Source organism: Hydrogenophaga aquatica, assembly GCF_054780915.1.
Genome location: NZ_BAAGVK010000010.1, coordinates 1 through 25259 on the forward strand (window position 1 = coordinate 1; position 25259 = coordinate 25259).

15 protein-coding genes are annotated in these 25259 nt (G+C 65.5%); 14 read left to right on the plus strand and 1 reads right to left on the minus strand.

The features are described 5' to 3' along the window. The 11 genes from ACYVHH_RS06965 to ACYVHH_RS07015 form a co-directional block, all read left to right on the plus strand. Positions 1–560 (plus strand): methyl-accepting chemotaxis protein (locus tag ACYVHH_RS06965; RefSeq protein WP_460564411.1); only part of this gene is annotated, 560 nt, incomplete at its 5' end. Positions 561–577: 17 nt separating this feature from the next. After that, on the plus strand, positions 578–6022 hold the full coding sequence (locus tag ACYVHH_RS06970; RefSeq protein WP_460564412.1) for a PAS domain S-box protein: 5445 nt from the start codon (positions 578–580) through the stop codon (positions 6020–6022). 123 nt (positions 6023–6145) lie between these two features. Beyond that, positions 6146–8350 (plus strand): methyl-accepting chemotaxis protein, encoded by a 2205-nt coding sequence (locus tag ACYVHH_RS06975; protein ID WP_460564413.1) that lies wholly within the window; start codon positions 6146–6148, stop codon positions 8348–8350. An 89-nt stretch (positions 8351–8439) separates the two neighbouring features. Then, complete coding sequence (locus tag ACYVHH_RS06980; RefSeq protein ID WP_460564414.1) at positions 8440–9633, plus strand: hypothetical protein; 1194 nt, start codon at positions 8440–8442, stop codon at positions 9631–9633. Continuing rightward, positions 9633–10097 carry a phosphate ABC transporter substrate-binding protein gene (locus ACYVHH_RS06985; protein ID WP_460564415.1) on the plus strand — a complete coding sequence of 155 codons (465 nt, stop codon included), beginning with the start codon at positions 9633–9635 and terminating at the stop codon, positions 10095–10097. The genes ACYVHH_RS06980 and ACYVHH_RS06985 overlap by 1 nt, the downstream gene beginning before the upstream one ends. Beyond that, positions 10094–12511, plus strand: a complete 2418-nt coding sequence (locus ACYVHH_RS06990) for a putative bifunctional diguanylate cyclase/phosphodiesterase (protein ID WP_460564416.1) — start codon at positions 10094–10096, stop codon at positions 12509–12511. Before ACYVHH_RS06985 ends, ACYVHH_RS06990 begins: the two co-directional genes overlap by 4 nt. After that, positions 12499–15423, plus strand: coding sequence for an EAL domain-containing protein (locus ACYVHH_RS06995; RefSeq protein WP_460564417.1), 2925 nt, complete (start codon positions 12499–12501; stop codon positions 15421–15423). The genes ACYVHH_RS06990 and ACYVHH_RS06995 overlap by 13 nt, the downstream gene beginning before the upstream one ends. Further along, positions 15420–16262 carry a CheR family methyltransferase gene (locus ACYVHH_RS07000; protein ID WP_460564418.1) on the plus strand — a complete coding sequence of 281 codons (843 nt, stop codon included), beginning with the start codon at positions 15420–15422 and terminating at the stop codon, positions 16260–16262. Before ACYVHH_RS06995 ends, ACYVHH_RS07000 begins: the two co-directional genes overlap by 4 nt. Then, entirely contained in the window at positions 16259–16756 is a 498-nt protein-coding gene (locus ACYVHH_RS07005; protein WP_460564419.1) for a chemotaxis protein CheD, read from the plus strand. Before ACYVHH_RS07000 ends, ACYVHH_RS07005 begins: the two co-directional genes overlap by 4 nt. Before the next feature lie 35 nt (positions 16757–16791). Beyond that, positions 16792–17835: a protein-glutamate methylesterase/protein-glutamine glutaminase gene (locus ACYVHH_RS07010; protein WP_460564509.1), complete on the plus strand. Its 1044-nt coding sequence runs from the start codon at positions 16792–16794 to the stop codon at positions 17833–17835. A gap of 41 nt (positions 17836–17876) precedes the next feature. Continuing rightward, positions 17877–20444, plus strand: a complete 2568-nt coding sequence (locus ACYVHH_RS07015) for a bifunctional diguanylate cyclase/phosphodiesterase (RefSeq protein WP_460564420.1) — start codon at positions 17877–17879, stop codon at positions 20442–20444. On the opposite strand, the gene ACYVHH_RS07020 is transcribed toward ACYVHH_RS07015, so the two are convergent. Further along, positions 20401–22794, minus strand: a complete 2394-nt coding sequence (locus ACYVHH_RS07020) for an ATP-binding protein (protein WP_460564421.1) — start codon at positions 22792–22794, stop codon at positions 20401–20403. The two genes, ACYVHH_RS07015 and ACYVHH_RS07020, sit on opposite strands and share 44 nt — an antisense overlap. A 148-nt stretch (positions 22795–22942) precedes the next feature. Between ACYVHH_RS07020 and ACYVHH_RS07025 the strand changes: the two genes are divergently transcribed. The 3 genes from ACYVHH_RS07025 (at position 22943) to modA (ending at position 25249) form a co-directional block, all read left to right on the plus strand. Next, positions 22943–24142 carry a threonine ammonia-lyase gene (locus tag ACYVHH_RS07025; protein WP_460564422.1) on the plus strand — a complete coding sequence of 400 codons (1200 nt, stop codon included), beginning with the start codon at positions 22943–22945 and terminating at the stop codon, positions 24140–24142. Between the two features lie 52 nt (positions 24143–24194). Further along, the gene (locus tag ACYVHH_RS07030) at positions 24195–24332 is read left to right on the plus strand and encodes a hypothetical protein (protein ID WP_460564423.1); all 138 of its coding nucleotides are present in this window, start codon (positions 24195–24197) and stop codon (positions 24330–24332) included. 134 nt (positions 24333–24466) lie between these two features. Continuing rightward, entirely contained in the window at positions 24467–25249 is a 783-nt protein-coding gene (gene modA, locus ACYVHH_RS07035; protein ID WP_460564424.1) for a molybdate ABC transporter substrate-binding protein, read from the plus strand. The last annotated feature ends 10 nt before the right edge of the window (positions 25250–25259 follow it).

The following is a 25259-nucleotide window of genomic DNA, read 5'->3' on the forward strand; positions in this document are numbered from 1 at the left end:
GCGTGGCCGATGGCATGAGCGCCGACGGCAGCAAGAAAGCCGCCGAAGGCGGTGAAGCCGTGAACCAGACGGTGGGTGCCATGAAGGACATCGCGCAGAAGATCGGCATCATCGACGACATTGCCTACCAGACCAACCTGCTGGCCTTGAACGCAGCCATCGAAGCAGCACGCGCCGGAGAACACGGCAAGGGCTTTGCGGTGGTGGCCGCCGAGGTGCGCAAGCTGGCAGAGCGCAGCCAGGTGGCGGCGCAGGAGATCGGTCAGTTGGCCAGCAACTCCGTGGGGCTGGCAGAGCGCGCGGGCAAGCTGCTCGACGAGATCGTGCCGGCGACCAAGAAGACGGCCGAGCTGGTGCAGGAGATCACGGCGGCGTCGCAGGAGCAGAGCGCGGGGGTCACGCAGGTGAACTCGGCCATGGGGCAGTTGAACCAGATCACGCAACAGAACGCCAGTGCGTCCGAAGAGCTGGCCGCCACGGCCGAGGAGATGAGCTCCCAGGCCAACAACCTGCAGCAGCTCATGAGCTTCTTCAACCTCGGCAACGGGCAGGTTCGCTGAAGTGGGAGAGGGGTGAAATGAGGGCGACAGCGTCACTGACCGGAGTGGAACTGCACCATGTCGAATGCCTGGACCGCTTCAGCCACGCGAACACGAACTCCTTTCGGGCCAGCCTGCTGCTGTCTTTGCTGGTGGTCTTCGGTTTGTGGGGTCATCTGCCGCATGAGGGCCTTTTGATATGGCTGTTCACCGTCTGGGGGGTGCAGGCCGCGCATGAGGCCTATTCAAGGTACTACCGAAGGCACCGGGGTCAAGGCGCGGATGGGTACCGCCGTTGGCTGCACGGCTTCTGGCTGGGGGCGACAGCGGTGGGCGCTGCGTGGAGTCTGCCGTTCTACCTCTTCGGGGCCGTCAACAACGACGTGATCCTGCTTCTCGTCTTCGCCATCGCGGGTGTGACCGCCTATGGCGGGGTGGCACGGGCCAACGTGCTGTCGGTTGCGCTGATCTTCGAGTTCGCGGCGGTTTTGCCCATGTGCGCCTGGTTGTTCCAGCAGAATTCGGCCATCCAGCGCATCATGGGCGTCGCGTCGCTGCTGTACCTTGCCCTGCTTGTGCCGCTGCTGCGAAAGATGAACCAGATGGTGACGCGAACGCTGTTGCTGGACGGCGAGAACCACCGTTTGAGCGACGAGCAGAAAAGCCATCTCGAAAAACTGCGTCAACGCGAAGAGGAATACCGGACGCTGGCGGCCAACCTGCCCGTTGCGGTGATCCGCTATGACCTGGAACAGCGCCGCCGCTACATCAACCCGGCGGCGGAAAAGATGTTGCACGGTAACGTGAAACAGATGCTGGGCCAGGCTCCGGGCGAGGGTGGCGTTCCTGCCACGCCTGGGATGATAGAACGTTACCGCAGCACGATGGCAGAGGTGATGCTCAAGGGCGACACCCGGGAGTTCGAATTCACCCTGGATGCCCTGCCACAAGGTCAGCATGAACACTATCAGGTTCGCATGGCGCCGGAGTTCAGCGATGACGGACAGGTCGTGGGTGCGCTGGCCATCTGGTTTGACGTTACCGAACGAAAGCGCATGGAGGAAGAGCTCCGGTTGAAGGAGCGGGTGCTCGATCAGGCGCAGGAAGGGGTCTACCTGATCGACGAGCACGCACGTTTCGTCTATGTGAACGATGAAGCCTGCCGCGCCTTGGGCTACAGCCGGGAAGAGTTGCTGGGCATGGGGGTGCAGGACATAGACCACGCCTATTCAGTCGAAGACTCAAACGCCGTGGGCAAGCAAACCCGCGAAGAGGGCTCGTTCGTGTTCGAGACCCAGCACCGCAGGCGCGACGGCAGTCTGTTCCCGGCGGAAATCCAGGCATCGGCCCTGGTGTATCAGGGCAAGCACCTGGGCCTTGCCATGGTGCGCGACATCAGCGAACGCAAACGGGTCGAAGCGGCCATGGAAGCCTCAGCCCGTTTGCTGCGCGACGTGCTGCAGGGCATACCCGACCCGGTCTGGATGAAAGACGCCGACGGCGCTTTCGTGGTGTGCAACCAGGGAGTTGCGCGTCTGTTCAACATGCCGGTGGAAGAGATCATCGGCAAGGATGATTACGACTTCTTCCCGCCTGAGCAAGCCGAGTTCTACAGGAACAAGGACCGCTCGGCGCTGGAGGCTGGGCGCGTCCTCGTCAACGAGGAATGGTGGACCTTCGCGGACAACGGCGAACAGGTTTTGATGGAAACCCGCAAGACGCCCGTCAGGAGCCCGGAGGGCAAGCTGCTTGGCGTGCTGGGCGTGGCGCGAGACATCACCGAGCGCAAGGAAGTGCAGCGGCAGCTGGAGATGCTGAACCTTGCCATCAACCAGTCGTCCGATGCCCTGTTCGTGCAGGACGATTCGTTCCGCTTTGTCCGCGTCAACGATGCGGCCTGCCGGTCGCTCGGTTACAGCCGCGAAGAGCTGTCACACATGACACCGGTGGACATCGACCCCAATTTCACCAGAGAGCAGGTGGTGCATGCCTTTGTCACCGCCGAGCTTGGGAAACCCAACTGTTTTGAAACGCAGCATCGCGCCAAGGACGGGCGCACCATTCCTGTAGAGATCACGGGCACATTCTTCGAGATCGATGGCGTCCGTCACGTTGTGACTGTGGCGCGCGACATCACGCAGCGCAAGGCCATAGAAAAAGCGATGCGCGACAGCGAGAACATGTTGCGGGAAGCCCAGCGCATAGCGCACGTGGGCAGCTGGGACGTGGACATGGTCAACGACAAGCTCGTCTGGTCCGATGAGATCTTCCGCATCTGGGAGATAGACAAGACGAGCTTCAAGGCGGACTTTGCCGCGTTTCTTGAAACGGTGCACCCGGAGGACAGGGACCGGGTCAGCCTCGCTTACAACGAGGCGGTTGCCAACCACACGCTCTACGAGGTCGAGCACCGTCTGCTGTTCCCGGATGGGAGGATCAAACACATACTGGAGCGCGGGGAGCCCCAGTACGACGCGCAGGGCAAGCCTGTGCGGTTCATCGGCACGTCGCTGGACATCACCGAACGCAAGCGCCTGGAAGATGCGCTGGCCGGGCGCGAGCGCGAGTTCCGCAGTCTGGCGGAAAACCTGCCAGACAACATCGCGCGCTGGGATACGCAAGGGCGTTACCTCTACGTCAACCCCACGCACGAGCGCTTGCTTGGCATGTCGCTGGACGAGCTCATCGGCAAGTTCATCCCCGAGTCCCACGAGCACGTCAAGGCTGGGATTCAGCAGGTAGCATCCACAGGCCAGGCCATTCACGCCATGCGCCAAGCGGTGGTGGTCAATGGCGCAGAGGAACTGCACGATGTGAGCCTGGTGCCGGAGTTCGATGCGTCTGGCAATGTCGTCAGCGTGCTGGGCATGGGCCGCAACATGACGGCCATATACCGCATGCAGGAGGTAGTGGCCAACGAACGCGCGACGTTGCGGGCCTTCTTTGAAGCGATGCCCGATCTGGCCTGGATGAAGGACACCGAGGGCCGTTACCTGGCTTGCAATCCGATGTTCGAGCAGCTGTACGGTGCGTCAGAGGCAGCCATCCTTGGCAAGACAGATTTCGACTTCGTGGACGAGGAGCTTGCGGCATTCTTCCGGGAGAAAGACGCAGCGGCGGCCGCTGCAGGCCAACCTTGCGTCAACGAAGAGTGGGTGACGTTCGCCAGCGATGGCAGGCGCGCGCTGATTGAAACAGTGAAGGCGCCGGTGTTCAATGCCGATGGCAGGGTGATAGGCGTCATCGGTGTGGCGCACGACATCACCGAACGCAAGCAGGCGGAGACCCTGCTGCAGGAACGCTACGAGCGTATCGTCGAGCTGCACGCACACGTGCAAGAGAACGCCTGCACGCTGGAAGAACAGGCGGTGGAGCTGGAAGCGTCCAAGGAGCAGTTGATGCGGACCGAGGCGTGGTACCGCGGCATTCTGCAATCGGCACCAGACGGCATGGTGGTGGTGGATGGGCAAGGCGTGATCCGTCTTGTCAACGCGCAGCTGTGCCGGATGTTCGGTTACGAGGACCGCGAACTGACCGGGCAAGCCATCGAAATGCTCGTGCCTCTTGACTCACGCAACGGACACGAGGCCTTGCGTGCCAGTTTCATCGGTGCCGGCTCGTCACGACGGCCCATGACCAGCGGTGCGAGCAATTTGCGCGGCTGCCGCAAGGATGGAAGCGAGTTCTTTGTGGACGTCAGTCTGGCGCGTCTGCCAGACATGGATGGTGCCGTAAGCACCATCTGTGCAGCCATACGCGACGTGACCGAGCGCAAGCGCATGGAACAGGCCCTGGCGGAGCGCGAGCAGGAGTTCCGCACGCTGGTCGAGAACTCGGTGGATACGGTTGCCCGCTATGGGCGCGATCTGCGCCGGGTGTATGTCAACCCGGCCTTTGCGGCGCTCGTCGAGGGTGGTGCAGCCAGTTTGTTGGGGCGCACACCGTCGGAGTGCCCGGGCGGCGCCAATGCCGCGATGTACGAGAAGAAGCTGGCCGAGGTGCTTGCCGGAGGGCGAGGGGTGGAGTTCGAACTGAGCTGGCCAGACGGCTCGGGCCGGCAGATGTGCAGCCTGATCAACCTGACGCCGGAGCTTGACGCGCAGGGCCAGGTGGCCAGCGTGCTGGCGGTGGGGCGCGACATCACCGAGTTGAACGCCTTCCGGCAAAAGATCCACCAGATGGCGTTCTACGACCCGCTCACGTCGCTGCCGAACAGGGCCCTGTTCAACGACCGCCTGCGCCAGATGATCACCGATGCGGCGTGGCATGGGCAGCAGGCGGGCGTGATGATGCTGGACATGGACCGCTTCAAGGCGGTGAACGACACGCTGGGGCACCCGGCGGGCGACGAGCTGCTTCGTGAAACGGCTGCACGGCTGGGTACGTGCGTACGGGCTTACGACACGGTGGCCCGGCTGGGCGGAGACGAGTTCGCCATCCTGTTGCCTGAGATCCGTTGCGGCGACGACCTGGGACGCATCGCCAGCAAGGTGCTGGCGGTGTTCCAGAAGCCCTTCGTGCTGGAGGGCAAGGAAGTGTTCGTGTCTTGCAGCATCGGTATCGCGCTCTACCCGGGTGACAGCAATGAGCCGGACGACCTGCTGAAGTACGCCGATTCCGCCATGTATTTCGCCAAGCGTTCCGGCCGCAACAACTTCCGCTTCTATTCGCGCGACCTGACGGAAAGCGCGCATGAGCGCCTGTTGCTGGAGTCAGACCTGCGGCGGGCCATTGAGCGCGATGAGCTGGAGTTGTATTACCAGCCCAAGGTGAGCCTGGGCGATGGGGCGTTGACCGGTTCCGAGGCCCTGTTGCGCTGGAAGCACCCGGAACGCGGCATGGTGCCGCCGGATGTGTTCATCACCATCGCCGAGGACAGCGGACTGATCGTCGAGATCGGAGAGTGGGTGTTGCGCGAGGCGTGCCGCACGGCATGCCGCTGGAACGGCGACGGCAAGCCGCTGCACAAGGTGGCGGTCAATCTGTCGGCGCGCCAGTTTCAGTGGGGCGATCTTCCAGGCACGGTGTTGCGCGCGTTGCAGGAGAGCGGTTGCCGGGCGGAATGGATCGAGCTGGAGATCACCGAGAGCCTGTTGCTCGACGAGGAGAGCGAGGTGCTCGAGATGCTGAACACCTTCAGGGCGATGGGCATCACCATTGCCATCGACGACTTCGGCACCGGGTATTCGGCACTGAGCTACCTGGCGCGCTTCCCCATCGAGACGCTCAAGATCGACCGCTCATTCATCAGCCGTGTCACCACCGATGAATACCGCGCTGAGTTGGTGAAAGCCATTCTCTCCATCGCGCGCTGCCTGGGGCAGCAGGTGGTGGCAGAGGGCGTGGAGACGGAGGAGCAAGCTGCCTTCCTGCGTTCCCACGGATGCCAAGTGGTGCAGGGATATCTCTACGGCAAACCCATGCCGGTGGCGGATTTCGAGCGTTTGCCAGCGTCCTTTGAGTGGCTGGTCGCGAAGCTGTAGGGCGATTCCTACGCCGCTTGCCGACTGTCTGACGGAAAAATCAGGCAGGGACGATTTCGCCGAAAGGGCTTTGCACGCATCCTAAAGGGGGTGTGCAAGTGAGACCAACGACGGGAGACCCCCATGACCCTTACCCTGGGCGCAGCGCCCGGAATCAGCGTCCCTGTGTCAGGCATGACGCTGAAGCAGAGACTGACCACTGCCTTTGCCATCGTGTTGCTGTCCTTCATGGGCGGGCTGGCGTTGCTCGGCTGGAGCGTGGCAAGGCTGGTGGACAGTTCCACCTACCTCAAGGACGTGACGCTGCCTGCCGTGATGACCGTGGACGACATGAATGTCCAACGCGTCGACCTGCAGCAATACCTGACAGACGTGGCCGCCACGCGGGAGCGTTCGGCATACGAAGGGGCGCGTGCGGCCTCCGAGGGGTTTCTGGCCGGGGTCGAGTCATACCGGGCACGGTTCCGGCGCGATGGTGACGGTGCCGGACTGGCAAGGCTTGACCTGATCGAGTCCGAGTTCCGGCGTTTCGATGCTGCTGGCCGTGACATGGCGGAAACCTACATCCTGCAAGGGACCGAGGCGGGCAACGTCAAGATGCGGGAGTTCGATGCGGCCAGTCAGGCCATCGCAAAGACGCTGACAGCATTCCGCTCGGCGCAGTTGTCTGATGCCGAGTCCCGCGCGACCGCGACCGTGGCCGACGCGCGCTTCACCATGTGGATGCTGGCCGCCTGTGGCGTCTTCTCGTTGCTGCTGGCCTTGGGGGCGTCTGTGCGGATGGTGCGCACCCTGCAGAGCCAGCTGGGCGGAGATCCCCGCCAAGCCACTCTCGTCGCCCATGCCATCGCAGGCGGTGATCTGGACGTGCAGATCCACACCACGGACAACGACCATTGGAGCCTGATGGCGGCCATGAAGCGGATGGTGAACCACCTGACGGCATGCGAACGCGATGCAGCCCATGCCCAGCGCATCAAGGCCGCACTGGACTGCACGCCTGTGAACCTGATGATGGCCGACAACCAGGGGCACATCTTCTACGCCAATCAGTCGGCACTGGCACTGCTGCGCCGGGCTGCGCCCAATTTGCGCACGGTCATTCCCGATTTCGATCCCGAGCACATCGTCGGGCAGAACATCGACCGCTTTCACCGCAACCCTGCGCACCAGCGAGGCTTGCTGGCCAACCTGAATGGTGTGCTGGAGGCCAACATTCCGATTGGCAGCATGACGCTGCAGATCATTGCCAACCCGGTACGTGACGCTCGCGGCGAGCGCATGGGCATTGTGGTGGAGTGGGTGGACCGCACGGCCGAAGTGGCCGCCGAGCGCGAACTGGCCACCATGGTGCAGGCCGCGGCGAACGGCGACTTCTCCCTCAGGGTCGAGGCGGCGGGCAAGAAGGGGTTCTTTCTGCAGGTGGCCGAAGGGTTGAACCGCATTGCCGCCAGCGGACAGCAGGGGCTGGACGATGTCCTGGCCGTCATGCGCCGTCTGGAGCAAGGGGATCTCACTTCCCGGATGCAGGGTGAGTACCATGGCGCCTTTGCCGGCTTGCGTGACGCCGTCAACAACACCGTCGGCCGTCTGGGGCAGACCATGGCAGAAGTGACCATGACCGCCAACACGATAGCGGGTGCCACGTCGCAGGTGTCGTCCACGGCCCAGTCCTTGTCCCAGTCGTCCAGTGAGCAGGCCGCTTCGTTGGAAGAGACCACCGCCTCCATCGAAGAGATGGTGGTTTCCATCGGACGCAACACCGAGAACGCCCAGGTCGCCAACGGCATTTCCGCAGACGGGCTGGCCAAGGCCACCGAGGGCGGGGATGCCGTCAGCGAAACGGTGCGCGCGATGAAGGAGATCGTGGGCAAGATCGGCATCATCGACGACATTGCCTACCAGACCAACCTGCTGGCCTTGAACGCCGCGATTGAAGCAGCGCGCGCGGGCGAACACGGCAAGGGCTTTGCGGTGGTGGCCGCTGAGGTGCGCAAGCTGGCAGAGCGCAGCCAGTTGGCGGCACAAGAGATTGGGCAGCTCGCCGCCGACAAGATGCTGCTGGCCGAACAGGCCGGCCGGATCCTGGCGGAACTCGTACCCGCCACGCGTCAGACAGCTGATCTGGTCAGCGAAATTGCCAACGCGTCGCAAGAGCAGAATGTTGGCGCGGGTCAGATCGGTTCGGCCATGGAGCAGCTCAACCAGATCACGCAGCAAAACGCCAGTGCATCCGAAGAGCTGGCGGCCACGGCCGAAGAGCTGTCTTCGCAGGCACAGAGCCTTCAGCAACTGATGGCGGGGTTTGCCATCGCCCGCGAACGGTGACGGCGATGGCGCATGGCATCCGAAGCCAACTTGCCCCGCGCTTGCGGGCAGGGCTTTCGGTGGCATGCGCCCTGTCGTGTTTTGCGGCCGTGGCGCAGCCCATCGAGCCGGAGCTTGCGGAAGAGGCGTCTTGGTCGATCAAGGGCTTCGGCACACTTGGCGCGGTGTACCACGACCGTGCCGGCGTGAACTTCCGGCGCAACATTTCGCAGGCACAGGGCGCCCATGCAGGAAGGCCCTCTCTGGCGCCGGACTCCATGCTGGGGTTGCAGCTGTCGGCCAACTGGGGCCCCCGCTGGCAGGGCGCGCTGCAGTTGTTGAGTCAGGATTCCCTGGACAGGAGCTACCGGCCAGGGGTTGCCTGGGGCTATGTCAGGTTCTTGCCTCAGGAAAACATGGCGTGGCGTGCCGGGCGCCTGGGCATAGAACTTTATGCACAAGGTGATGGCGACCAGATCGGCTATGCCAGTCTGCCGGTGCGCCCGCCGCTCACGTTCTACCCCCGCACCATGGACGGCGTGGATGCGGAGACGACCCATCCCCTGGGCGACGGGACTGCCAGGTTCAAGGCAGCGTATGGCCGGGTGAGCGGCCGGTTGCAAAGCGGCGGGTACAACCCCTACAGTCTTGACGGATCGCGGTTTGCCATGGTGATGGCGGATTACGCATTTCGTTCCTGGACCTGGCGCTTGGGCGTGGGACAGCAGACGACGCGCCACGAATCGTCCACGCCGGCGCTGGACGAATTCCGCAACGTGCTGCTGGCGTTCGCTCCTAATGGGGCGGAGATTGTCGAGCGTTCGCTGATGCGTGGGCGCCGCATCCATTACCTGACGGCATCTTTGAGCTACGACGAGGGCCCGGTCCAGGCAGCGGCGAACTACGTGAGCTGGCGGTCATCCGGGTGGGCCCCGCAGGACGTGCTGTATGGTCACGCGGGCTACCGGGTCGGCAGGACCACGCCGTACGTGACTTTTCAGTGGAAGAAGTCAAGCCGCAACACGCTGCCCACGGGCATTCCTCAGGGCCTGTCGACGCAGACCGACCAACTCAACGAAGGCGCGGCATTGGTCCAGGCTGCTAGCCGGGCCAACATGTGGGGGCTGGGTGTGGGTGTCCGGCAGGAGTTGTCTCCCCGTTCTGCCCTCAAGTTGCAGTGGGACCACTTCAGGTACCGGGATCCAGATTTCATTGCTGACAGCGCGTTGATGGCTCAGCCCTACGCCAGCAGAAGCGTCAGGGCGCTCAACCTTCTGAGTGTGGCCTGGGAGTTCGTGTTCTGATGAGACACCGGACCGCCATCCGCCGCCGCGCCTTGCTGAAGGCGCTGGCCTGCGTACCCGTAGCCCTGACCGCGACAGCCGTGTCTGCGGAGCTGGTGGTCGTGGTGAACGCGCGCAGCGGGGTGAGCAGCTTGTCGCGTGAGCAGGTCGTCAACATCTTCATGGGGCGGCACCGCCTGTTTCCCCATGGTGGACGTGCCGTGCCGCTGGATGCTCCGCCGGGCAGTCCGGAGCGGTTGCGCTTCTACCGTCTGCTGCTCAACAAGGAGCCCGAGGACGTGGGCGCCTACTGGGCGAGGCTCGTGTTCACAGGGCGTACCGAGCCCCCCGTCGGGTTGCCCACTCTGCAGGACGTTCAAGCCAGGGTGGAGTCCGACATCCACGCCGTTGCCTATCTGGACGAGTCCGTCGTGACGCGCAGCATGCAGATAGTGATGGCCTTTGCTCCCAGGAGCACGCCATGAGCTGCCGGGCGTTGAGCCGGGGCTTGGTTGCCAAGGTGGTGTGGTCGGTGCTTCCGGTTGGGGCGGCGTTGGCTTTCCTGCTGTCGATCGTCGGGCTGTGTGCCATGAGGCTCCATGAAATTGACAGGCAGCTAGACAGCACGCAGCGCTTGCTGCAGGTGGTGGAGTCCACGGTGAGCATTGCGTGTTTCACCGAGGATGTGAGCCTGGCGCGCGAAATCGCCGATGGCCTGCTTTCCAGCCCCACGGTGGGTGCCGTGCGCATTGCCTCGCTGGGCACGTTGCTGGCGGACAAGCAGCGCAACGCCACCCGTCCGGTGGAGGAAGACCCCCGCTACCAGGTGCGCCGCAAGGTGTTCTCGCCGTTCGATCCTTCAGAGCCGGTGGGGGAGGTCATTCTGCAGGCCGATGCGGATGCCATACGTTCCGCGGCACAGGGGTATTCCGTCTTTGTGGCGCTGGTGCTCACGGCCCTGGCCTTGGGCGTGACGGCGGTGGTGGCGTTGGTGGTGTACCGCGTTGTGGTGCGCCCCATACGGCACTTCGCGCGGGACATGGATGCCCTGGCCGGTCAGGTGCACGGGCGCCTGGAAGTGCCCAGGGGGCATGCACACAACGAAATCGGCTCCCTGGTCACGGCGTTCAACCGGTTGATGGAGAGCATTGCGGGCATGCTGCGCCAGGAGTACGCCCTGCGGGAGCAGATGTCGCAAAGCGAGCAGCGCTACCGTACGCTGGCCGAGAATTCCCCCGACCTGATCGTGCGCCATGACCTGCGGCAGAACGTGGTGTATGCCAACCCGGTGTATTTGCAGAAGGTCGGCGCTGCAGCAGGACCCTGGAGGCCGTCGATGCCTCTGGTGCAGTTCCAGCAACATCTGAGGGAGGCTGTGCGGACAGGGCGGACAGACACGTTGCTTTGGGACTGGGTGGACGCGCAGGGCGACACGGTCTGCCACGAAATGCAGGTGGTGCCCGAGTACGACGCTGACGGCCGGCCCATCGGCACACTGACGATGGGCCGGGACATCACCGACCGCCTTGAGGCCCAAAGGCGCCTGCTCCATCAGGCCACGCACGACGACCTGACCGGCTTGTCCAACAGAGCAGCATTCCAGGAGCATCTGCAGCAGCGGCTGGCCCATGCCCGGCGCGACGGCACAGAGCTGGCCCTGCTGTTCATCGATCTGGACAACTTCAAGTCCATCAATGACACCCTGGGGCACGCCATGGGGGACGATCTGCTGCGGCTATTGGCCCAGCGCATGCAAGCCACGTTGCGGGAGACCGACATGATTGCCCGCCTGGGCGGCGACGAGTTCGTGGTGCTGCTGGACAGTGCGCCACCCCGGCACCAGCTGCCCGTGGTCGTGCAGAAGGTGTTCGATGCGGTTGCCGCACCTTGCGTGCTGGGGCATCAGCGCCTGTTCCCCAGTGCCAGCGTTGGCGTGGCTGTTTTTCCGGGGGATGGCCAGGACGTTGCCGAGCTGATGCGCAACGCGGACGTGGCGATGTACGCTGCCAAGGCGCAGGGGCGCCATGGCTACCGCTTCTATGCGGCGGACATGAACGAAGGCGCGCAGGAATGGCTGCGCCTGAGCCACGACTTGCGCTTGGCCATCGAGCGTGGGGAGTTTGAGCTGCATTACCAGCCCAAGGCAGAGGTAGCGACGGGTGCCTTCACCGGGATGGAGGCGTTGATCCGCTGGCGGCATCCAGAGCTTGGCGTCGTATCGCCTGTGCGCTTCATCGCCGTGGCAGAAGAATGTGGCCTGATCGCCGATATCGACGCCTGGGTGTTGAACGAGGCGTGCCGCCAGATGCGCGAATGGATCGACGCAGGCCTGGCACCTGGGCGCGTGGCGATCAACCTGTCGGCCGCGCAGTGTTCCGCCAGCGGGTTTGCCGAGCGGGTCAACGAGGCCTTGGGGCGGCATGGGGTGAATGCCCATTGCCTGGAACTGGAAATCACCGAGACCACACTGATGACCGAGGCCGCTGATGCCATTCGCGCCTTCTGGCGCCTGCGTGAGCAGGGTGTGCGCGTGGCGGTGGACGACTTTGGCACCGGCTATTCGTCATTGAGCTATCTGCGCCGCCTGCCGGTGGATCACCTGAAGATCGACAAGAGCTTCGTCGATGAGCTGGAAACCGACGCCAACGACCGAGAGATCACCAAGGCCATCGTGGCGATGGCGAGTTCGCTGGGGCTGGCTGCGGTGGCCGAAGGCGTGGAACGCGCCAGCCAGCTGGCGTTGTTGCGGGAAATGGGATGCCACCAGTTCCAGGGCTACCTGTGCAGCCGCCCCTTGCCGGCGGCCGAGATGACCCGGATGCTGGAGGCCGTGCCGGTGCCGAATGAGTCAGATGGCAACAAGAATGCGTGGAAAGGCCGAATGGCATGGGCAGCATGAATGAGCCAGGGGCATTCCGCCTGCTGGCTGAATGTTCTCCGGATGTGATCGCGCGGTTTGACCGCCAATGCCGGAGGATCTACGTCAATCCGGCTTTTGAACGCCTCTACGACGTGAGGGCCGAGGCGGCGTTGGGGCGCACGCCCGCTGAGCAACCCTGGGCCGCAAGCGTCACGCCACTCGAAGCCCGCCAGCAGCAGGCCAGGCTCCAGGCCGTGATCGATTCCGGTCAGGCAGCGTCCTTCGATCTGCAATGGACGGAGCCCGATGGCAGAAAGCGTTGCTTCGAGCTCAAGGCCGTGCCCGAACTGGATGCCTCGGGCAACGTGGTGGGTGCCATGACCTTTGCACGTGAGGTGACGGAGCAACGGCAGAACCTGAGGAAGCTGGAGCTGCTCAACTTTGCCCTGGACCACGTGGCCGAGGCCATGTACCTGATCGGCGAGGATGCGCGCTTGCTGAAGGTGAACGAGGCCGGATGCAAGGCGCTGGGGTACGCCCGCGACGAATTGCTGCAGTTGCGGGTGTGGGACGTTGATCCGGATTTTCCGATCGACCGTTGGGCAGGGCATTGGCAAGACCTGTGCCTGCAAAGAAGCCTCACCGTGCGCACCCGGCACCGGGACAAATGGGGCCGGGTGTTTCCCGTGGAGATTTGCGCGAACATCGTCGAGCATGACGGCCGGGCGTACAACATGGCGCTGGTACGTGACATCAGCGAGCAGGAGCAGGCGCGGCTGGCGCTGCAGCGGCGCGAGCAGGAGTTTCGCGCCCTGGTGGAGTCGTCGCCAGACTTCATTACCCGTTACGACCGTGATGCCCGTCTGGTCTATGCCAACCCGGCCTTCTTGAAGCAGGTGGGCGAACCGTTCGAGGTTTTGAATGGCCGGGTGCCTTCGCAGATACCCTGGATGGGGCGGGTGGGGCCTTTCGAGGTGGCGTTGCGCGAGGTGATTGCCAGCTGCTCGGACCGGGAACTGGAGCGTGACTGGATCGCCCGGGACGGCAGAAGCATCACGACCCATGTGCGCATGACACCGGAGTTTGACGCCGAGGGGCAGGTGGCGAGCGTATTGGTGGTGGGGCGGGACATCACCGAGCGCAAGGCCTACGAAAGGCGGCTGGAGCGAACCGAGCGGATGGCCCGCATCGGGCACTGGGAGTGGGACCACGCCAGACGCACCTCGCTGGTTTCTCCCATGCTGTGCCACCTGTTCGGCCAGCCAAGGGGATGGTCAAGCACCGTCGAGGAGACGCTGGCGTTGATGCCCGATGAAGACCGCCGCCGGGTGCAGGCGGAGTACCAGGCGGCTTACCTGAACCGCAAGCCTGAGTTGGCCTACCGCTACCGCAGCTGGACGGCGCGTGGCGAGTTGCTGCACTTCCACACGCACGTGCAGATCGACTATGACGGTGCGGGCAACCCCGTGCGGCTTTGCGGCACCACGCAGGACGTCAGTGAAATCGAGCACTACGAATCGCGCCTGCATGAGATGACCTTCCAGGACCCGCTCACGGGTCTGCCCAACCGTGTGCAGCTGTACGTCCGGCTGGAACAGGCCATCGAGGATGCGCAGCACCTGCAGTCCCTGGGGGGATTGCTGCTGCTGGATCTGGACCGTTTCCAGGAAGTGAATGACACGCTGGGGCATGTAGCGGGCGACCGCCTGTTGTGCGATTGCGCGGAGCGATTGCGCGGGCTCATGGGGCGGTGCGATCTGGTGGCCAGGCTGGGCGGGGACGAATTCGCGCTTTTGGTTAAAGGCGTGCAGGAGGCGGGCGAGCTTGTTGGTGTGGCGCAGGAGGTGCTACGGGTTCTGGCGCAGCCTTTCCGCGTGGACGGGCAGGAGCTTTATGTGTCAACCAGCGTGGGCATGGCGGTGTTCCCGTCGGATGGCCGAGACACCACGGCCTTGCTGCAGTACGCCGACGCTGCCCTGAACGATGCCAAGACACATGGGCGGGCGTGTTACCGCTTCTACTCGGCCGACCTGACGGCCAAGTCCCACGAGCGCGTGCAGATGGAAGCCGCGTTGCGCCGCGCCATTTCGCTGTCTCAGCTGGAGCTGCACTACCAGCCGAAGGTCGCGCTGTCGTGCCGGGAGTGGGTGGGGGCTGAGGCTTTGCTGCGCTGGCAACACCCCACGCTTGGTCTGTTGACCCCTGACCGCTTCATCGGGCTGGCCGAGGAAACCGGCCTCATCGTGGAGGTGGGCGCCTGGGTGCTGCAGGAGGCCTGTGAGGCGGCTTGCCGTTGGAACGCCGGGCGGGGCAGCGATTTCAAGGTGGCGGTGAACCTGTCTCCCGTGCAGTTCCGCCGTTCCGACGTGGTGGCAACCGTGCGCGAGACGCTTGCCGAAACGGGTTGCAAGCCGCGCTGGCTGGAGCTGGAGATCACCGAGAGCCTGCTTCTTGGCGATGATGATGGCGTGAAACAGGCACTCAAGGCGCTGCGCGATCTGGGCATCAGCATTGCCATCGATGATTTTGGCACGGGCTATTCCAGCCTGGCCTACCTCAAACGCTTCGCCATCGACGTTCTCAAGATAGACCGGTCCTTCACTCGCGACATTGGCCAGGACCACGACAGCACCGAGCTGGTCAAGGCCATCATCACCATGGCGCGCAGCCTGCGCATGGGGCTGGTGGCCGAGGGGGTGGAAGACGAAAGCCACGAACGCTTCCTTCAAGACCATGGGTGTCTGTTGGGGCAGGGGTTCTTCTATGCCCGTGCCATGTCCCGGCAGGCTTTCGAAGCCGCATGGCCAGAGCGCCGGGGCCTTGTGCTGGAGGGCTCATGTGCAGGACACCCCGGGAGCCCAGAGCAGCCGGGTTGTGGTGGCTGCCCAAGAACGGCAAATCTGAGCTGGCCGGTGCACGTTCTGGCTGGCGACGTGGAGGCGCGTTCATGAACACGCCCGTCATTGCTCCGCCAGCAGTGCCTGTGCACGAAATGCCCGACCACGACTTCCATCAATTCAGCAAGCTGATCTACAAGATCGCGGGTATTCACCTGACGCCCGCCAAGAAGACGCTGGTGGCAGGCCGTCTGGCCAGTCGTGTGCAGCACCACAAGGTGGGCAGCTACGGTGACTACTACCGGCTCGTGACCCGTGCGGGGAACGAGGCGGAGCTGCAGACCATGGTGGACTTGTTGACGACCAACGAGACCTACTTTTTCCGGGAGCCGCAGCACTTCGATTTCCTGCGGGAGGCGGCGATGCGGCACCGTGCGCGGGGCGGTGGTGCGATGTTTCGCGCCTGGAGCGCTGCGTCTTCCAGTGGTGAAGAGGCCTATTCCATGGCGATGGTGCTGGCGCACGTGCTTGGCGACACGCCTTGGGAGATCGTGGGCACCGACATCAGCACCCGGGTGCTCGCGCAGGCGGAGCGGGGGCTTTACCGCATGGACCGCATATCCGGCATTCCGCTGGAGTGGCTGCGCAAGTACTGCCTGAAGGGGCAGGACGAATACGAGGGCATGCTGCTGGTGGCGAAGGGGCTGCGTTCGAGGGTGCGGTTCCTGCACTGCAACCTGCTGGAGCTGCGGCAGGATCTGGGCGCGTTCGATGTCATCTTCCTGCGCAATGTGATGATTTATTTCGACAATGTGACCAAGGCGCGCGTGGTGGCCAACATGCTGCCCTGCCTGCGCGCCGATGGCCACTTCATCGTGGGCCATTCCGAGACGCTGAGCGGAATCTCACCCGCGCTGACCACCGTGCGGCCCACCATTTACCGCCGGCTGTGAGTTTGGTACTGCCCCACGCCCAGGCCCCCGGTGAAGTGTTCCTGCACCCGGGGGACCATTTCTTTGGCCGCGCACCCAGCCGCGTGCGCACGCTGCTGGGGTCTTGCGTGACCGTGACGGTGTGGCACCCGGGTTGGCGGGTGGGAGGCATGTGCCATGCCCTTTTGCCCAGCCGTGTCCGGCCACCAGGCGACGCGCTTGACGGGCGCTATGTGGACGAGGCCGTGGAGATGCTGGCGGCCGCCCTGCGGGTCCACGGGGTACAGCCTGGCGCGTGCCGGGCCAAGCTGTTTGGCGGGGGCAACATGTTCAACCCGCCAGCGTCCGATCTGGACGTGGGCCGCCGCAATGTGGATGCCGCGCGGCGTTGCCTGGCCATGTGGGGTTTTGTGGTCGTGCGCGAGGATGTGGGCGGCGACCGCCCGCGCCGGTTGAGTTTTGACCTGGCGTCGGGCCGCGTGTGGCAGGCCTTGACGGACCGGGCCGGCATCTGAGGAAAGGACGCCTGGTGAGGCAGAGTATCAAGGTCATGATCGTGGACGATTCGGCGGTGGTGCGGCAGGTGGTGGCGCAGGCCATTGCCCGCGAGCCGGCCATCGAGGTGATCGCCACCGCTCACGACCCCGTGTTCGCGATCGAAAAGATGAAGTCCGGCTGGCCCGATGTGCTGGTGGTGGACATCGAAATGCCCCGCATGGACGGCCTGACCTTCCTGCGCAAGGTGATGGCAGAGCGGCCCACGCCGGTGATCATCTGCTCCACCCTGGCGGAGCGCGGCGCCCAGGTGACGCTGGACGCGCTGGCGGCTGGCGCGGTGAGTGTGATCACCAAGCCCAAGCTGGGGCTCAAGGCCTTCCTGGAAGATTCGGCCAATGACATCGTGGGCGCCATCAAGGCGGCGGCGAGTGCCAACCTGGGGGCCCTGCGGCAGGCTGGTGCCCGTTTGCCGCTGGCGCCAGCCCCTGTGGTGCCAGCTGCGCCCATGGGCAAGGCCATGTACGCCACCACCGACCGGCTGGTCGCCTTTGGCACGTCCACCGGCGGCACGCAGGCACTCGAGCAGGTATTGCGCCAGCTGCCCTCCACATGCCCGGGCATCGTGATCGTGCAGCACATGCCAGAGAAGTTCACGGCCATGTTCGCCGAGCGGCTGGACGGTTTGTGCCAGGTGGAGGTGCGCGAGGCGCGCGACGGCGATCGCGTGCGCCCCGGGCTGGCGTTGATCGCCCCGGGCGGGCGGCACATGATGCTGCGGCGCAGCGGCGCGCAGTACCACGTGGAGGTGCGCGACGGGCCACTGGTGAACCGGCACAAGCCGTCGGTGGACGTGTTGTTCCGGTCGGTGGCGCAGGCGGCTGGGCGCAATGCCCTGGGCATCATCATGACCGGCATGGGTGACGACGGCGCGCGCGGACTCAAGGAAATGCGCGACGCGGGCGCCACAACCTTGGCCCAGGACGAGGCGACCTGCGTGGTGTACGGTATGCCCAAGGAGGCGGTGCGGCTGGAGGCCGCGTGCCGTGTGCTGCCTTTGCCCCACATTCCGGCCGAGGTGATAGCATGGGGCCGCTAAGAACTTGGCTATCTCTCACACGTCAGCGGCGAAACGGAATCGTGAAAGTTTTCAACCAGGGATTTGCAGGGCGATTCCTGGTTGCGGCGGGATCGCGGCTGCTCTTCGTCCGTGCCTGGGTCCGGCAATGGTGGTATCAGCTGGGCCTGACGGCGCGGTTGCTGGGCATTGTCGTGCTGCTGTTGCTGGGTGTGCAAGCCCTGGTGTTCTGGAGCGTGCGCACCACCATCAAGGGGCAGGCACGGGCCCAGATGGAGCACGAGCTGGCTTTGAGCGAAAGAGTCTGGCGCGACCAGCTGGCACGCGACACGCGCAGGCTGCGCGAAGGGGCGCAGCTGCTGGCGTCGGACTACCGTTTTCTCTCCACCCTGGCGCAGAACGACCTGGCAGGCACCCGTTCCGCGCTCAACACCAATGCCGAGCGCTTTGGCGCCCGCATTACCGCGTTGTTCGACAACCAGTTGCGCCTGAGCGCCACGCAGGAGTACGACGAGCTGTTCCTGCTGTGGCTGAAGTCGGCGTCCTATCCCCAGATGGGAACGGGGCTGTCGCCCCATGCGGCCGAGGTGGACACCGGGCGTGCCGCCACGGCACACCAGGAAGACACCGGTTCGTTGGCAGAAGGCCTGCGAGGCATTGCCCGCAGCCTGATCCGCCAGAAGCGGGGCGATGGCCTGATTCTGGTGGACGGCGCGCCTTTCCAGTTCGTGCTGGTGCCGGTGCGGCCTGACAAGCCCCTGGGGTGGTTGCTGATGGGTTTCCCCATCGACCAGGGCATGATCGACGACATGCGTGAACTGCTGTCGGTCCGCATGGCGGTGTTGGCCAGCGTGCGTGGCGAAGCTCCCCAGACCGTGGCCAGCAGCCTGCCTGACGCTGCGCTGCCCATGCTGGCGCTGCTCGCGTCATCCGGCCAGGTGCCGGAGGTGGAGATCGACGGCGAGCCGCATGCCGTGCGGCAGGTGCTGCTGGAGGCGCAGGGCGGGCAGGTGCGCACGGTGCTGATGCGTTCTTCCGCCGAAGTGATGGCGCCTTTCCGGCGCCTGCAATGGGCGCTGGGTCTCATCACCGTCTTGGGCTTGCTGATGTTCGGCATGGCTGGCTGGGCTGCGCTGCGGCGGGTGACCCGCCCCTTGCGGCAGTTGGAAACGGCGGCAGAGGTGCTCAGGGAAGGGCGTTTTGACGTGCAGATCGAGGCCGGGGCCTACCGGGACGAGGTGGGCCGCCTGGCGCAAGGGTTCGACACCATGCGCCAGAGCCTGGCCAGGCAGCGGCGCGAGATCCTGCACCTGGCCTACGAGGACACGTTGACCGGCCTGCCCAACCGGCGCAGCTTCATCGACTGGGTGCAGCGCGTGACCGGCGACGTGTGCGACAGCGCCGCCGTGGTGGTGCTCAGCCTGGACCGTTTCAAGCACGTCAACGAGGTGCTGGGGTTTGCACAGGGCGATGCCCTGTTGCGTGCCGTGGCCCATCGGCTGGCGGGCGAACTGTTCGATGCTGGGCACCGCGTGGCGCGCATTGGCGGCGATGAGTTTGCCGTGCTCATGCAGCCGGGCAGCGCGCAGCAGGCGCAGGACCTGGCGCAGCGTCTGCTGGAAGCCTTTGCCACGTCTTTCACGCTGGACGGGCAGACCGTTGACCTGGGGGTGAGCATTGGGCTGGCCTGCTGGCCGGCCGACGGAGGCGACGCCGAGACCCTGGTGGCCCGTGCCCAGGTGGCCATGCACGCCGCCAAGCGGCGCACCTGTGGCGTGCTGGCGTATTCGCCCGAGCTGGATGCCGCCAGCGCGCAGACGCTGTCGTTGCTGAGCGACCTGCGCCGCGCCTTGGCGCAGGACGAGCTGCGCCTGTACCTGCAACCCAAGTGCGCGGTGGCGGACGGCCGCCTGGTGGGTGCCGAGGCGCTGCTGCGCTGGCAGCACCCGGAGCGTGGGTTGGTGCCCCCCGGTGAATTCATTCCGTTTGCCGAGCAGACCGGCTTCATCCGCGAGCTGACCTGGTGGGTGATGGAGCAGGTGGTGAGCCAGTGGGCCGCGCTCCAGACGCCAGGGCAGCCACGAGTGGTGGCGGTCAACCTGTCCACCCGTGACCTGATGGACGCGGAGTTCCCCGCGCGCCTGCGCGAGCTGCTGGCGCGCCACGCCGTGCCCACCCACGGTGTGTGTCTGGAGATCACCGAAAGCGCGATCATGGACGACCCGCAGCGCGCCCAGCACACGCTGCAGGCGCTGTCCGACGCGGGTTTCAAGCTCTCCATCGACGACTTCGGTACGGGCTACTCGTCGCTGGCCTACCTCAAGCGCCTGCCGGTGGACGAACTCAAGATCGACAAGTCCTTCGTCATGGGCATGACGGCCGACCCGAACGACGCCAAGATCGTGCGCTCGACCGTGGAGCTGGCCCACAACCTGGGCCTGTCGGTGGTGGCGGAAGGCGTGGAAGACGAAGCCGTGCTGGCGGCGCTGCGCCAGCTGCACTGCGACGTGGGGCAGGGCTACTTCTGGAGCAAGCCGGTGCCGGTGGAGCCGTTCCTGCGGTGGGCGATGGCGCAGGATGCGGGGGTCACAGGAAGCCCACCGGCCGCTGCCCTTGCGCCCCAGGCTTGACGCGGTGTTCCGCCTCCAGCTGCTCCACGAAGGATTCGGGGCTCAGTGTCTCCTGCAGGATCTCGCACTGGCGCTTCACGGCGGCGAAGTCGCCCAGGCAGAGCTGGTCTAGCCGGTGCAGGCGGCGCAGGACGTCGGCGGGCAAGGTGGCGTCAGCGTGGCCCAGCGTTTCGCTGGAAAGCAGGGCCTCGCGTTGCTCCGGCCGCAAGGGCTTGAAGGCGATCTTGAAGGTGAAGCGGCGCAGCGCGGCGGCGTCTAGCCGGTCCATCAGGTTGGTGGTGCACACGAAGATGCCCCGGTAGCGTTCCATGCCCTGCAGCATCTCGTTGACTTCCGAGATTTCGTGGTGGCGGTGGGCATCGCGCCGGTCGAGCAGGAAGCTGTCGGCTTCGTCCAGCAGCAGCACGGCGTGTTCGGCTTCGGCCTCGGCGAACATGGCGGCCATGTTCTGTTCGGTTTCACCCACGTACTTGCTCATCAGGTCGCTGGCCTGGCGGATCATCAGCGGGCGCTCCAGCGCGTCGGCCAGGTGCTCGGCCAGGGCGGTCTTGCCGGTGCCGGGGGGGCCGTGGAAGCACAGGGTGCCGTGTCCGCGCGCACGCAGCGCCTCCAGCATGCGCGGCAAGTCGTGGCGTGACTCGATGTTGAGCCATTGCAGGCCATAGGCCAGCGGCGACAGCCGGGTTTGCGGGTGGTTGCGCCGGCCCAGGGCCTGGTCGGCCTGGCGCAGCTGGCGTTCCATCAGGGCATCGTAGCTACCGCTGTCCCCTTGCGCGGGCGCCACGAGGCGGGCAAAACGCAGCGCGGTGCTGATCTGCGCGGGTGTCAGGCCCTGGCGTTGCGTCAGGCGCGCGACCATGCCATCGGACACTGGGGCGCCTTCCAGCGCCTTGCGCACCAGTTGCTCGCGCGCGCCGGGCGGGGGGCTCTTGAGTTCCAGGTGGTAGGCAAAACGGCGGCGAAAGGCCGGGTCGATCTGCTCGATGCGGTTGGTGATCCACAGTGTGGGCACGGGGTTGTTCTCCAGCACCTGGTTCACCCAGGCCTTGCCGCTGATGCTCTGGCTGTGGCTGCCCAGGGGGCCGCGCGGCTGTGTGCCCAGAAATTCGGCCGGCGCGGGGGGGAACACGTCTTCCACCTCGTCGAACAGCAGCGCCGAGCCCGCCGTGCCCTTGAGGAAGACCTGCGCGATCTGCAGCGAACGGTAGCGGTCGCGTCCGCTGAGCGAGTGGCCGTCGCGGTCGGCGTACTCCACTTCAAACAGTTCCAGCCCGGCGGCCTGGGTGACCACGCGCGCCAGTTCCGTCTTGCCGGTGCCGGGCGGGCCATAGATCAGCACGTTCACGCCAGGTTCGCGCCGGGCCACGGCTTCGCTCAGCAGGTCGCGCAGCACCTGGGCATCCTCATGCACAAAGTCGAAGTCGCCCAAGGTGAGTGACGACCGCACGGCCGGGCGGGTGAACACGGCCATCAGTTCGTTGCGGTCGCGGTATTCACGCATCAGCACGGGGGGCAGGCGCTCGCTCACCTTCATCAGGTCGGCCAGGTCGGTGATGTTGTGTTCCGACAGCAGGTTTTCCACCAGGCCAATGCGCTCCAGCCGTGAGCCCGCGCGCAGCGCCTCGCCCAGCTGGGCCGGGTCCACCCCGGCCACGTCGGCCAGCGCGGCGTAGGCTTCGGGGGCATTGTTCACCTTGAACTCGACCAGCAGGTTGCGCAGGTCGCGCTGGTAGCGTGCCAGTGTGCCGTAGAGCAGCAGGGCCCGTTCGGCGCGGTTGAGTTGCAACAGGCTGGCCAGGGCGTCGATGTTTTCCTCCACCAGGGTGCGCCGCTGGTCCAGCGCGCGGGAAAGCCAGTCGCCGGTGGCCGCCAGCACCGCCAGCACGTCCTTGGGGGCTTCCTTGGCGTATTCGTCCAGGTGGAAGAACAGGGTGCCTTCTTCGTAGGGGCCCAGCCAGACGCCGAACCGTTCCAGGAAGCCGGTGTGGCTCAGGCGTGCCTGCCCGTCCCAGAGTTCGTTGTCGCGGCAGCGCTGCTCCAGAAAGCCGCGCAGGCGGCGCAACACCGTCATGGGCCAGACCAGGTGGCGGCCGGCCAGTGAGAGCAGGGTGTTGAGGTCGCGCCGCAGGTTGAAGCGCGGGCCCTGGCGGGCGGCGAGCGTGAGCACGAAGTGCGAGCACATCAGGTCCAGCAGCGGGGCATCGCGCACGCCGGAGGGCACCAGCAGCTGGCTCGGGGCATAGCTCGGCCGGCGCCCGTCACGCGTGTCGCCGCGTTCGGGCGCAGGAACCGCCAGGGGTTCGCGCAGCAGCTGCCCCTGGGACTTCGACGGACTCGATCGCCTGACCATCCGTTGACGCCTCCTGTGAGAGCCCCGGCCCGCGGGTGCGGGTCGGCCATGTGGGGCGAACCATAACCCAGCTTGGTGCAAGTGGGAAGGGGTGCCCGGCGAGCGGCAATCCTCTTGTCAAGTCGCAGCAGCCCGCCACAATGGCGGCATGATCACATTGCATGACATCGAACAGGCTGCGCTACGCCTGCAGGGGCAGGTATTGCGCACACCTTGCGTGGAATCGCGCACGCTGTCGCAGATCACCGGCGCACAGGTGTTCCTGAAGTTCGAGAACCTGCAGTACACCGCTTCGTTCAAGGAACGGGGGGCATGCAACAAACTCAGACAGCTCACCCCCGAGGAGCGCGCCCGCGGCGTGGTGGCCATGTCGGCGGGCAACCACGCGCAGGGCGTGGCTTACCACGCGCAGCGGTTGGGCCTGCGTGCGGTGATCGTGATGCCGCGCTTCACCCCCGGCGTGAAGGTGGAGCGCACGCAAGGCTTTGGCGCCGAGGTGCTGCTGGTGGGCGACACTCTGGAGGAGGCGCGTGCCCACGCCTACGAACTGGCCGAGCGCGACGGCTTGACCTTCGTGCACCCCTACGATGACCCGGCCATCGTGGCGGGGCAGGGCACCATTGCGCTGGAGATGCTGGACGAGCAGCCGGACCTGGAAACGCTGGTGATTGCCACGGGCGGCGGCGGGCTGATCGGCGGCATCAGCGTGGCGGCGCAGGCGATCAAGCCGGGCATCGGGGTGGTGGGGGTGCAGGCCTTGCGCTTTCCCGCCATGGTCAACGCGGTGACTGGCAGCCACTGGCCGCAGGGGCGCAACACCATCGCCGAGGGTATTGCGGTGGGCACTCCGGGCACCTTGCCGCTGGAGATCGTGCGGCGGCATGTGGCCGACTGGCTGCTGGTGGACGAGGGCGAGATCGAACAGGCCATCGTGATGCTGCTGGAGATCGAAAAGACCCTGGTGGAAGGGGCGGGGGCGGTGGGTCTGGCGGCGCTGCTGCGCCAGCCCGAGCGCTTCCGGGGCAGGAAGGTGGGGCTGGTGCTGTGCGGTGGCAACATCGACCCGCTGCTGCTGGCCTCCATCATCGAGCGCGGCATGGTGCGTGCGGGCAGGCTGACGCGCATCAAGGTGAGCGCGCGCGACGTGCCGGGCAACCTGGCACGCGTGGCCACGCTGGTGAGTGAGGCGGGGGCCAACATCAGCGAGGTGCACCACCAGCGCGCCTTCACCCTGCTGGCGGCCCAGAACGTGGAACTGGAGCTGGTGCTGCAGACGCGCGGGCCAGCGCATGTGCAGCAGGTTTTGCGGGTGTTGCGGGCCGATGGTTTCGAAGCTGACGCGGTTTGATTAAAATCAAGGCCATTTCTCGAATTCGACGAACCCTCCAGGAGCAGATTCCATGTCTCACGCCCCTCAGACCGAGCAGCACGACGCCGATCCCGCAGAAGCCATCGTGGGTTACATCCCCTGGGTGCTGCCCCTGGCTGGCGGCATCCTGATGTTCCTGCTGGCCTTCATCGCCGTGACGATGGCCTGATCACGCCGCGGCCAGCAGCCGACAAGCCGGCACCCCATCGGTGGCCGGCTTTTTCTTTGGGCGTGCCCTGGCGGGCTGAGCTTCGCTATGCTTGCGGCATGGCTGTTGCTGCTGTCAAACGATCGAATCCTCCCTTGTCCGCCTGGCCGCGCCGCCGGGCGCTGCTGGCTGCGCTGGGGTGGGGGGTGTCTGCCGCCCTGGCCCAGGCCCAGCCGGTGGCCACCGTGGCCGCCGCGTCTGACCTGAAGTTCGCGCTGGAAGAGTTGGCCGCCCTTTTTGAGCAGGAAAGCGGCCACAGGCTGCGCCTGGTCTTCGGCTCCTCGGGCAACTTCTACGCCCAGATACTGCAGGGGGCGCCGTTCCATCTTTTCATGTCGGCTGACGAGGGTTTTGTCTTCAAGCTGGCGGATGCGGGCAAGACCCAGGACCGGGGGCGGCTTTACGCCTACGGGCGCATCGGCATCCTGGTGCCCAAGGGCTCGCCGCTGAAGGCGGATGGTGAACTGCGCGATCTGGCCGCAGCGATGAAGGACGGGCGGCTGCAGAAGTTCGCCATTGCCAACCCCGAGCATGCCCCCTACGGCGCGCGTGCCAAGGAGGCGCTGGAGCACGCGGGCCTGTGGCAGGCCATCGCGCCCCGGCTGGTGTTTGGCGAGAACATCTCGCAGGCGGCGCAGTTCGCCACGTCCGGCTCCACCCAGGGAGGCATCGTGGCGTATTCGCTGGTTCTGGCGCCGCAGGTGGCACGGCTGGGCGACTTCGCCCTGATTCCGCAGGCGTGGCACCAGCCGCTGGCGCAGCGCATGGTGCTGATGCGCAACGCACCGCCTGCTGCACAGGCGTTCTACACCTACCTGGGCACCCCAGGCGCGCAAGCGGTGATGGCGCGCTACGGCTTCGTCATGCCGAAACCCTGAGCCGGGGACA